At 60.5% G+C, this 8,326-nt stretch carries 4 protein-coding genes; all 4 read left to right on the top strand.

The features are described 5' to 3' along the window. On the top strand, positions 1-559 hold a 559-nt coding region (locus H096_RS31110), incomplete at its 5' end, for an HlyD family efflux transporter periplasmic adaptor subunit (RefSeq protein WP_033903045.1). 2 nt (positions 560-561) lie between these two features. Next, a complete protein-coding gene (locus H096_RS31105; protein WP_033903044.1) occupies positions 562-3,645 on the top strand; it encodes an efflux RND transporter permease subunit in 3,084 nt (1,027 codons plus the stop codon). Positions 3,646-3,773: 128 nt separating this feature from the next. Continuing rightward, complete coding sequence (locus H096_RS34070) at positions 3,774-4,697, top strand: hypothetical protein (RefSeq protein ID WP_051422259.1); 924 nt, start codon at positions 3,774-3,776, stop codon at positions 4,695-4,697. After that, positions 4,694-8,326 (top strand): RHS repeat-associated core domain-containing protein (locus H096_RS31095; protein ID WP_241495551.1); only part of this gene is annotated, 3,633 nt, incomplete at its 3' end. The genes H096_RS34070 and H096_RS31095, both read left to right, overlap by 4 nt.

The following is an 8,326-nucleotide window of genomic DNA, read 5'->3' as shown; positions in this document are numbered from 1 at the left end:
GCGTGTGGATCGCGGCCAGGTGGTCGCCGAAGGGCAGATTGTTGCGCGCCTGGCCCATGACGGCGCCCGCGAAGCTATCGTCAACCTGCCAGAAAACCAGCGCGACCAAGCCTCACAAAAAGCCCTGGCCTTCCCCTTCGGCGCCCCGGACCAGGCGGTGACCGCCACGTTGCGCGAACTTTCTGCCAGCGCCGACCCGACCACCCGCACCTACCGCGCCCGCTACGTGCTGCACGGGTCCGTCGACCGCTTCGCCCTCGGTTCCACCATCACCGTACGCCTGCAAGGCAACGGCCAGGCCCAGCAAACCCGCGTGCCCATTGGCGCACTGCAGGACTCGGGACAAGGCACCGGCGTGTGGCTGATCGGCGCGGACGATAAAGTCAGTTTCGCTCCCGTGAACGTCGCCAGCCTCGGCCAGGAAGACGCGCTGCTCAATAGTGGTGTTGCCCCCGGCCAGATCATCGTTGCCCTCGGCGCACACCTGTTGCACAGCGGTGACGCCGTGCGCCTGCTGCCCGCGCAAGTACTGGCCCTTAACCGCAAACAGGACAACTGAGCATGCGCGGTATCAACCTCTCGGAACTGGCGGTCAAGCATCGCGCGGTCACGTTGTTCCTGATCATCGCGATCCTGGCGGCCGGGATCTTCTCGTTCGGCAAGCTGGGTCGCGCCGAAGACCCGTCTTTCACCGTCAAAGTGATGACCATCACCGCCGCCTGGCCCGGCGCCACCGCCCAGGAAATGCAGGAACAGGTGGCCGACCGCCTGGAAAAACGCCTGCAGGAACTGGACTACTACGACCGCGTCGAGACCATCGCCCAGCCGGGGTTCGTGTCGATGCGCATGACCTACAAGGAGTCCACGCGCCCCAGCGAAATCCAGGACCTGTTCTACCAGACCCGCAAAAAACTCAGTGATGAAGCCGCGAAGCTGCCCAAGGGCGTGATCGGACCATTCTTCAACGATGAATATTCCGATGTGTACTTCGCGCTGTACGCCCTGGAAGCTGAACACCTGCCCCATCGGCAACAGGTGCAGATGGCCGAAGACCTGCGCCAGGGTTTGCTCAACCTACCGGGGGTGAAGAAGGTCAATATCCTTGGCGAGCAGGCGCAGCGGGTGTTCGTGGAGTTTTCCTACGAGCGCCTGGCAACCCTGGGCATCAAGCCGGATCAGATATTTTCTGCATTGGCCGCACAAAACGCCGTGGCGCCGTCGGGCTTCGTCGAGACCGCCGGGGCCCGCGCCTATATCCGGATCGACGGTGCGTTCGACAGCCTGTCGCTGATCGAAAACGTGCCGCTGGAAGTCAATGGCCGCGTGTTGCGCATCGCCGATGTGGCCACCGTCAGCCGTGGCTATGAAGACCCGCCCAGCTACCGCATCCGCCATCAGGGCGACCCGGCGTTGATGCTGGGTGTGATCATGGAGAAACACTGGAACGGCCTCGAACTGGACAAGAGCCTCAAGGCCCAGGAAGCCAGGATCCAGGCCGACCTGCCGCTGGGCGTGAACTTCGCCAAGGTTTCCGACCAGGCGAAAAACATCAGCCTGGCGGTGAACGAGTTCATGCTGAAATTCTTCGTCGCCCTCGCGGTGGTGATGGTGATCAGCCTGTTGGCCCTGGGTTTCCGTGTGGGCCTGGTGGTGGCGGCAGCGGTGCCGCTGACCTTGTCGGTGGTGTTTGTGATCATGCTGCTGACCGGGCGTGAATTCGACCGCATCACCCTCGGCGCGCTGATCATTTCCCTGGGTTTGCTGGTGGATGACGCGATCATCGCCATTGAAATGATGGTGGTGAAGCTTGAGGAAGGTTTCGACCGGATCCACGCCGCCATCTTTGCCTGGAGTTCCACGGCGGCACCGATGCTGACCGGCACGCTGGTCACCATCATCGGTTTTCTGCCGGTGGGCTTTGCCCGTTCCGGTGCCGGGGAATATGCCGGCAATATCTTCTGGATCGTCGGGTTTGCGCTGATCTCGTCCTGGCTGGTGGCCGTGGTGTTCACGCCTTACCTGGGCGTGAAACTGCTGCCGCAGATCAAGCCTGTGCCGGGCGGCCATGATGCAATCTATGCCGGGCGTTACTATCAGAAGCTGCGGGCATTGGTCGAAGCGTGTGTACGTGGGCGCTGGCTGGTCACCGGCCTGGTGGTGGCGGCGTTTGTGCTGTGCGTGCTGGGCATGGGCGTGGTGAAGAAGCAGTTCTTCCCCAACTCCGACCGTTCCGAGCTGATTCTCGAGGTGTACATGCCGCCCGGCAGTGCCTTCAAAAGCACCGAAGCGGTGGCCGCGCAGCTGGAAAAAGCCCTGCTGCAAGAGCCGCAAACCACACTGGTCGACACCTACGTGGGCGGCGGCGCGCCACGCTTCTTCCTGTCGCTGAACCCCGAACTGCCGGACCCGGCGTTTGCCAAGCTGATCGTGCAGACCCCGGACTCCCACGCGCGCGACGCTTTGAAACTGCGCATGCGTGAACGCATTGCGGCCGGTGAGTTTCCGGCCGCACGGGTGCGCGTGACGCAGTTGCTGTTCGGCCCGCCAGTGCCGTTCCCGGTGGTGTTCCGTGTGTCCGGCCCCAATGTGGATGTGCTGCGCGGCGTCTCCGAAGACGTGCGCAACGTGGTCGCCGCCAACAACCTGACCAAGGACGCCTTCCTCGATTGGGGCGAGCGCACCAGCGGTTATCGCCTGGTGCTGGATCAAGACCGCCTGCGTTTGCTGGGTTTCACGCCCAATGAAGTCAAGTCCCAGCTCAATGCCTTGCTCAGCGGCAACCCGATCACCGAAGTGCGTGAGGGCAACCGCACCGTCTCCGTGGTCGCCCGCGCCCAGGGCAGCCAACGCGAAGATCTCGGCAACCTCAACAACATGACCCTGACCAACAGCGCCGGCACCTCGGTGCCATTGGCCCAGGTCGGGCATTTCCAGGCAGTGATGGAAGAGCCGATCCTCAAGCGCCGCAACCGCGCGACCACCGTGGAAGTGCGCGCCGATATCATCGACGGCGTGCAACCGCCCGACGTGGAGATGGCCGTGTACAAAGACCTGCAACCGCTGATCGCCAAGCTGCCCTCCGGTTACCAGATCGACATCGGCGGCCCGGTGGAAGAAAGCGCCAAGGCCAACGTCGCCCTGGCCGCGCTGTTCCCGATCATGATCCTGCTGACGCTGACGGTGATCATGTTCCAGGTGCGGTCGTTCGGCGTGATGTTCATGGTCTTCGCCACGGCGCCGCTGGGGTTGATCGGCGCGGTGCCGACCTTGCTGCTGTTCAACCAGCCGTTCGGCTTCAACGCGATCCTGGGCTTGATCGGGATTGGCGGGATCCTGATGCGCAACACGCTGATCTTTACCGACCAGATCCGCCAGAACCAGGAGCACGGCATGGCGATTCGCGAAGCCATCGTCGAAGCCACGGTGCGCCGTGCACGGCCGGTGATCCTGACTGCACTGGCGGCGGCGCTGGCGTTTATTCCGCTGACCTTGTCGGTGTTCTGGTCGTCCCTCGCCTATGTGCTGATTGGTGGAGTGCTGGTGGGCACGCTGTTGACGCTGTTGTTTTTGCCGGCGCTGTGCAGTCTGGTGCTGGGGCGGGAGAAGACGAGGATTGTCGAAAAATCCCACGTAACTGCCGGATAAGCGCTACTCCCCTCCCCTGAAAAGGTCCGCAAAGTCCCTCGCCTGAATACACAGTGCGAGGGATTGCGGATGGATTTTCTTTCTAGTGCTTTGCCTTTTTGTGCGTCATCTGTGGGGAATCGGCGCCGATGACCCACCCTTCCCACATTGCCCTGATTGAATTTGAGCTGAATGGTTTCCATCAGAGCCTGGTGCTTTATCGCCAGCAGATGGACGCGTGGTATTCGCGTGCGCTGGATTCGGTGAGCCATGGGCTGGATATGCCGTCGCTGCTGGGAATGGATCGGGTGTTGCGGGTGGGTGATTCGCAGCGGGCGGTGAGCCTTTCCGATACCGACTTTTCGACCGTGGCTCAGTGTCCGGCGGGAGGCGAACTCAAGATCGAGAGCCTGTTCGAGTCGGTGTATGACGTGCCGATCGGCAATATCCCGGTGGAGGTGATCGGGCTGGATGACGGCAGTTCCACCGTGGTCATGTTGGATGACCAAGGCAAAGGCTCGCACCACTGCGCGGCGGGCGGGCGTTATCAGGTGCGGGTGCAGGGGGGCGTTTCTGCTGAGCAAGTGGACGCGTTGTTTGCCTCTTACGCGGGGCTGACCGGGGACTTGGAGCAGTGGCTTCGGTCTGAGTGGTCGGGTTTTAAACCGCACTGGGAGCAGTCCACCACCAGTGCGATTGGCAGCGGCGTACTGGCGGGCAGTTGGGCGGCGATTCGTGATGTGTGGGACAGCATCAAGCTGGTGCAGGCGATTCTTGATGACCCATTGAAGTATGTCGAACAGCTGGGCGCAGAAGCGGCCAAATTGGCACAGCTCGCCACCGATGCGCCCCAAGTCATGGAACAGGCGATGCTTTTGGCCAGTGATGAGGCGGCACTGTTCCTGATGCTGCGCACGGCGATGATCTGGTTGGACGCAATGCCGCCCGGTGAAATGGCCGAGATGGCGGCTGGCTTTGTGGTGTCGTTGCTGATTGATCTGGTGATTGGCGTGGTGTTGACCATCGCCTTGCCGGCGGCGGGTGTGGCGGGCAGATTCTTGAGGCGGCGGTGAGTTTTGTCAGGGGGCTTTTGGGGATCCTGACGAAGTTCATGCAGGCCGTGGATCGCTACAAGGCGGTCGCGGTTCGCGGTGTGGTTGGTGGGTTGAAGCAAGGCAGGCTGCAGATACGCTGGAAGGCGCGGCAGAACGCGGTGCTGAAGCAGGCGGAGCCTGTGGATGATGTGCCTGTTTCTGCTCGAAATCCGGCGGGGGATGCAGCTGCGTCGTCGGACAAGACGGCCACTAACGGCTGCCCGGTGTCGATGGTCACGGGTGAGGAACTGCTGACGCTCACCGATGGCACGCTGGACGGGATCTTGCCGTTTGAGTGGACGCGGCTGTATCGCACCAGTGCGGTGGAAGTGGACTGCGGGCTGGGGTTTGGTTGGAGTCACTCGCTGGCGCATCGGCTGAGTGTGTCCGGTGATTCGGTGGTGTGGACGGATCATGAGAACCGCACGACTACCCTGCCCTTACCCACGGTTTCTCGGCCGGCGATTACCAATAGCCTGGCCGAAGCTGCGATTTATCTGGGCGCTTTACCCGATGAACTGGTCCTGTCTCAAGGGTCACGTTTCTACCACTTCCGTGACGGTGTGCTGACGGCGATCAGCGATGCGTATGACAACCGACTGCGCATTTTCCGTAATTACTTGGGGCAGATTGAGCGGCTGGATAACGGCGTGGGGCGCTCGTTGTTTTTGCGCTATGCGTCGGGCCGCATCGTGGCGGTGGATTACCAGGTTGAGCGGGCGGTGGATGACGGTCCGTTTGTCTGGGTGACGGAGCAGAACGTTGTTGCCTACGCCTATGACGTGGCTGGACGACTGGTTTCAGCGACCAATGCCATAGGCGAAAGCGAGGTTTATCGGTACGACGAGCAGCACGTCATTCTTGAGCGTGGCTTGGCCGGTGGCGCGAGTTTCTTCTGGGCGTGGGAACGGTCTGGCAAGGCCACGCGGTGTGTCCGGCATTGGGCCAGTTTCTCGCAGATGGACACGCGCTATGCCTGGGATGACAACGGGCAGGTCACGGTGGTTAACGCCGATGGCAGCCAGGAAGTCTACGTGCATGACCAGCGAGCGCGGCTGGTGCAGCGGGTGGATCCTGACGGGGCCCAACATTTCAAATCCTACGATGACAAAGGCCGGCTGACGGTTGAGCAGGATCCGCTGGGGGCGATCACGGCGTATCAGTACGACGAAGCTGGACGGTTGGTGGCGCTGTTTCCGGGGGATGATGAGCCGACGACCTACGAGCATGACAACGGATTCGTACGGGTTGTGCGGCGTGGTGAAGCGGTTTGGAAGTATGAGCGTAATGACCAGGGCGACGTTACGCGTAGGACCGATCCTGACGGCAACTCCACGGACTACAGCTACAACAAATACGGGCAACTGACGCAGGTTTGGCTGCCGGATCACAGCTGTCATCGGCTGGTTTGGAATGAGCGTGGGCAGTTGCTTGAGGAGCAGTTGCCGACTGGAGGAATCAAGCGTTATCGCTATGACGATCTCGGGCGGCAGATTACGCGGGAAGATGAACACGGCGCGTTCACGCAATTTGAGTGGAACCACGTAGGACGATTAGTCCAAATCGTCTTGCCGAGCGGTGATACGCGTAAATATACCTACAACGCTTACGGAAAAATCACCTCCGAACGGGATGAACTCGGCCACGCCACCCGCTACGAATACGCCGACGGCCTGCACCTGATCAGTCGTCGCATCAATGCTGATGGCACGCAGGTCAAATACCGTTACGACAACACTCGTTTGCTGCTGACCGAGATCGAAAACGAGGTGGGCGAAACCTACCGGCTCCAGTATCACGCCAATGGCCTGATCCAACAGGAAGCCGGGTTTGATGGGCAGCGCACGGCTTACGCCTACGACCTCAATGGCAACCTGCAGGAAAAGACCGAACACGGTGATGACGGCAGTCAGCTGGTTACCCGCTACGAACGCGACTATGCCGGTCGGCTCGTAAGAAAAACCCTACCCGACGGCAACAAGGTCGATTACGCCTACGACCGCCAAGGCAATCTCCTCAGCGTCGAGGATGGCCACTGGGCGTTGGCCTACGAGTACGACAGCCAAAACCGCCTGACTGCCGAACACCAAGGCTGGGGCACGCTGCGCTATGGCTACGACACCTGCGGCCAACTGCAAAATCTACGTCTGCCGGACAACAACCGGGTGGTGTTCAACCACACCAAAGGTGGACACCTCGCCACTGTCGAGTTAAACGGCACGTTACTGACATCCCACCTGTTCAAAGCCGGCCAGGAACGCCAGCGCCAACAAGGCCAACTGATCAGCTACTACCACTACGACGACCAGCAACGCCTGCACGCCCACGCCGTCACCCAACAGCAAACTACCCTTTACCAACGCCACTACGACTACGACAAAGCCGGAAACCTCACTCGCTTGCTCGACACCCACAAAGGCGAACACCACTATCACTACGACCCACTAAACCGCCTCACCCACGCCGACCACTCCCAAGGCGAACAGGAACGCTTCGCCCACGACCCGGCCGGCAACCTGCTCATGCAAAACCGCCCCGGCCCCGACATCGTGGCGGGCAATCGCCTGATGATCCAAGGCGATCACCACTACGACTACGACGTCTTCGGCAACCTTATCCGCGAACGGCGTGGCAAAGGCCACGCACTCGTCACTGAATACCGTTACGACTGCCAGCATCGCCGGATCGGCATTAAAAAACCCAACGGCCAGACTGCCAGCTATCGCTATGACCCGTTTGGGCGGCGGATCAGCAAGACCGTGGATGGGGTTACGACCGAGTTCTTCTGGCAAGGCGACAAGCTAATCGCCGAGCACCACGAGGATCGCCACCGCAGTTACCTCTACGAGCCCGACAGCTTCCGGCCATTGGCGCTGCTGGATGGCTTTGGTCCAAAGGAAACCAAACCCTACCACTACCAACTCGACCACCTCGGTACGCCGCAGGAACTTACCACCCCGGTTGGAGAAATCGTCTGGTCAGCCCACTACCGCGCCTATGGCGAAATCAGCCGTCTCGACATAGGACAAGTCGACAACCCGCTGCGCTTCCAGGGTCAATACTTCGATCAAGAAAGCGGGCTGCACTACAACCGTCACCGCTACTACAATCCGGATATTGGTCGCTACTTGACGCCGGATCCGGTGAAATTGGTGGGGGGGATCAATGCGTACCAATACGTACCCAATCCTACGGGATGGGTGGACCCGCTAGGGTTAAGCTCATGCCCTGGGGGAAATGGTTGCGAGCAAGGCACCATTTCTCAACGCTCTTCGTCAAGCATCAATGACGGAGAGCCCGCTTTACCGCAACTGACGCGTGCTAAGCGGCAGGCAAGAATTGATGAGCTGGCTGAGTCAAACATTCATCGGCGATTATCGGAGCTTGAGACATCAATTCCAGGAGCACACTTCTTGGAAAAACATGGAGCCCAGACCTCTTTGGAGTCCCAACTGGAACGGGTGGCAACGGCAAAAAACCCAACTACCGGCGAAATTGAGACCTTTGACAGGGGAAGAAGAGCAGGCACACCAAGACTACCAAGTGCTGCCACGCATTTTCTTAGGGAAACTCTGAAAAAGACTTTCAGATTTGGTGAAATAGCCGCC

Origin of the sequence: Pseudomonas sp. FH1 (assembly GCF_000510895.2) — a bacterium.
GTDB lineage: Bacteria > Pseudomonadota > Gammaproteobacteria > Pseudomonadales > Pseudomonadaceae > Aquipseudomonas > Aquipseudomonas azotoformans_A.
The sequence above is the reverse complement of the archived record's forward strand: the minus strand, read 5'-3'. Positions and strand labels throughout refer to the sequence as shown.

Excerpts from the sequence above, each read along its gene's own strand:
- H096_RS31105 (WP_033903044.1), top strand. The coding sequence starts at position 562 with ATGCGCGGTATCAACCTCTCGGAACTGGCGGTCAAGCATCGCGCGGTC.
- H096_RS34070 (WP_051422259.1), top strand. The coding sequence starts at position 3,774 with ATGACCCACCCTTCCCACATTGCCCTGATTGAATTTGAGCTGAATGGT.